Here is a 2,899-nt window from a genome sequence, read left to right as displayed (position 1 = left end):
ACCACTCGCTCCCTGAGGTGCGAGGAGCGCTAGCGACGAGCCACGAAGGGCTAGTGACACTCGCTTCGAGGACGGCCCACCCCCGCTCCCTGAGGTGCGAGGAGCGCAAGCGACGAGCTGTTCTCGCTCCCTGAGGTGCGAGGAGCGCCAGCGACGGGCTGTTCTCGCTCCCTGAGGTGCGAGGAGCGCCAGCGACGAGCCACGAAGGGCTGGCGAGCGCCACTCCAAAACCCGACCACCCCCACCTCAGTCACCCACCTACTGCGCCGCCGCCAACCGCGGTCGGCCTTGGTCCAGAGCACCCACGATGTGCTCCGCCACGTACCGTGCATCTCGGTCGATCCCGAGGAACCGTCCGGATCCCCAGGTGTGCATCCACGGCAGCCCGACGAAGCTCAGTCCGGGCACCTCGGTGATCCCGCGCGTCTGCATCGGGCGGCCCCCGCCGTCGAAGGCGCTGGCCTCGATCCACCGGTAGTCGGGTCGATACCCGATGGCCCAGATGATCGACGTGACCCCGGCCTCCGCGAGGTCCAGTTCTGCAGGATCGACGTCCGGAGCCCAGACCGGTTCGTACCGGGAGGGTTCGGGCGCCTCGATCCCCAGCGAGTCGATATGCCGGTCGATGTCGCCGCAGATGGAGTTGTAGGTCGCGTCTGCCTTGTCCAGGGCGTCGGTGAGCGTCGGCGCGAACCGTAGCGTCGAGTCCTTGCCGTCGGTGAGCATGCCGTACAGCCGCATGCCCTCGAGGGCGAAGCGTCGTAGGTCGATGTCGCGGCCACCATCGCGGCCGGTGACGTAGTGATTCGTCTTCTCCTGCGCGGCACGACCACCCGGATACTCCTGCGTCGGAGTGTCGTACAGCCCCATGTCCGACAACCACGTCATGCAATCCCGGCCCCGGTAGAACCGCGCCACCCGCGGTGCATTGCCGACCGCTAGATGTACCTGCCGCCCGGCGAGATGCAGATCCTCGGCGATCTGCGTCCCCGACTGTCCCGATCCGACGACGAGCACCCCACCCTCGGGCAGCTGCTCCGGATTGAAGTACTGCTCCGAGTGGATCTGATGCACCGCCGGATCGAGCGCCGACGCGAACGCCGGGATCACCGGCAGCGGATACCCGCCGGTCGCGATGATCGCCTGGTCGCACGTCACCGTGCGGACGCCGTCCGGACCGTCGAGGGTCACCTCGAACCGGTCGGCGTTCAACCGCTGCAGGCGGGTCACCCGTGTGTGTTCGACGAGCGGTGCGTCGAAGGTCTGCAACCACCCGTTCAGCCACTCCACGACCTCGTCACGTGTCATGAACCCGTCCGGATCGGGACCGTCGTAGGCATACCCAGGCAGTCGACAGTGCCAGTTGGGGGTCACGAGAGTGAAGTTGTCCCAACGCTTGTCGGACCAGGCATGAACTGCGGTCTCGGCTTCGACGACGACGTGCTCGACGCCGGCTTGCCCTAGGTACCAGCTGACCGAGAGGCCGGCCTGCCCGCCACCGATGACGACGACCGGTATGTGTGTCGGAGATTTGATTGCGCTCATGAGTCCTTCTCTCCGCTCGTTGAGCCGGGATGGAGCGAAGCGACGACCGGTGCCGAAACCCTAGGCGTGGGCAGCGGCGGGTACATCGAGACGACCTCGACCTCTGCCGAATCCGGATGTTGTGCAGCGTCGTTGACGATCGCCTCGGCAGACGCTGCCGCCGACGTGCACGCGAACCCGTACTTCGCCCGGACACGTGCGCTGGCTTCCTCGAGCGCGGTGGTCGCTCGCGACCGAAAGTCGTCGACGCTGTACGACCCCGGCGCGAGGTGATCGTGCAGGACGAGGCTGGGGGAGTAGTACTGGCGGAACAGCCCGTCGGGCCACCGCACCTGGACGGTCATCTCAGGCATGGGCGAGGTCCCGCCACGCGAGGTCGTCGGCGGACTCCGACGAGGTGAGCAGCCCGTACTTCTCTGGCCGGCGGTCCCGCAGGTGGAACATCCCGGCGCGCATCGCGGTGAAGCTCTCGCAGATGTCAACCTCGGCGACCGCGAGACCGCTGCCGAGCAAGGTGGTGTCGAGGATGTTGCCACCCGGATCGACGATCTTGGCGTTGCCGACATACCGCAACGACCCGAACGTCCCGCTCTGGTTCGACGCCACCCAGAACACCTGGTTCTCCAGCGCGCGGGCGGCGTCGAAGAGATTGAACCGGTAGGTCCACCGGTCCTCCTGGAGGTTCTCCGCGGTCGCGGTGCGAGCCGCCGGCCAGGCAGACAGGCTCGCGATGATCTCCGCCCCCTTCAACGCCATGATGCGTGCCGCTTCGGGAAAGGCTTTGTCATAACAGATTTGGAGCCCGATGCGTCCGACTGGAGTGTCGAAGACCCCGTACCCGTCGCCCGACGAGTACGACATGTTCTCGCCCAACGGCTGATGGACCTTCCGATAGCTGCCGTAGATCCGACCGCCGTCGAGAACGGCGGCCGCGTTGTAGCGGGTCTCACCGTCCTCGCCGAGTTCACAGAACCCGATCGCCACCACCAGGTCTCCGACGATGGACTGCACCCGCGCGATCTCGGGTCCGTCGAGGGAGATCGCCGGTGGCAGCGATCGCGCACTGTTCTTACGGGTGTCGCCGTGGTTGCCCAGTGACGACAGATACCCGCCGATCGCCGCCTCCGGGAACACCAGGAAGTCGACGCCGCGCTCCCGCGCCTGAGCGACATATTCTTCGATCGTCGCGTAGTTCTGTTCGAGATCGCGGGTGAAGTTCGCCGCGACGGATCCGATGATGGTCATAGGATTTCCCAGGGTCGGTGATGCGGAAAGTGTTGTCTCGCTGGTTGAGTGGGGTGAGGGGTTAGCGACGGGTCTCGCACTGCTGGTTGAGTAGGCGAGGAGCGCTAGC

Annotated in this window: 3 protein-coding genes; all 3 read right to left on the bottom strand. The window is 66.3% G+C overall.

Features of this window, described 5'->3' with window-relative positions; genetic code table 11:
- Positions 1-258: 258 nt before the first annotated feature.
- Genes OK17_RS22160 through OK17_RS22150 form a run of 3 tightly spaced genes read right to left on the bottom strand, consistent with a single transcriptional unit; the run spans position 259 to position 2,790 of the window.
- On the bottom strand, positions 259-1,545 hold the full coding sequence (locus tag OK17_RS22160; RefSeq protein WP_461418777.1) for an MSMEG_0569 family flavin-dependent oxidoreductase: 1,287 nt from the start codon (positions 1,543-1,545) through the stop codon (positions 259-261).
- A complete protein-coding gene (locus tag OK17_RS22155) occupies positions 1,542-1,898 on the bottom strand; it encodes an MSMEG_0570 family nitrogen starvation response protein (RefSeq protein ID WP_461418776.1) in 357 nt (118 codons plus the stop codon). The genes OK17_RS22160 and OK17_RS22155 overlap by 4 nt, the downstream gene beginning before the upstream one ends.
- The gene (locus OK17_RS22150) at positions 1,891-2,790 is read right to left on the bottom strand and encodes a carbon-nitrogen hydrolase family protein (protein ID WP_461418775.1); all 900 of its coding nucleotides are present in this window, start codon (positions 2,788-2,790) and stop codon (positions 1,891-1,893) included. The genes OK17_RS22155 and OK17_RS22150 overlap by 8 nt, the downstream gene beginning before the upstream one ends.
- Between the last annotated feature and the right edge of the window lie 109 nt (positions 2,791-2,899).

It is taken from the genome of Gordonia sp. GN26 (assembly GCF_054823965.1).
This window is presented reverse-complemented; position numbering and strand designations above follow the sequence as displayed.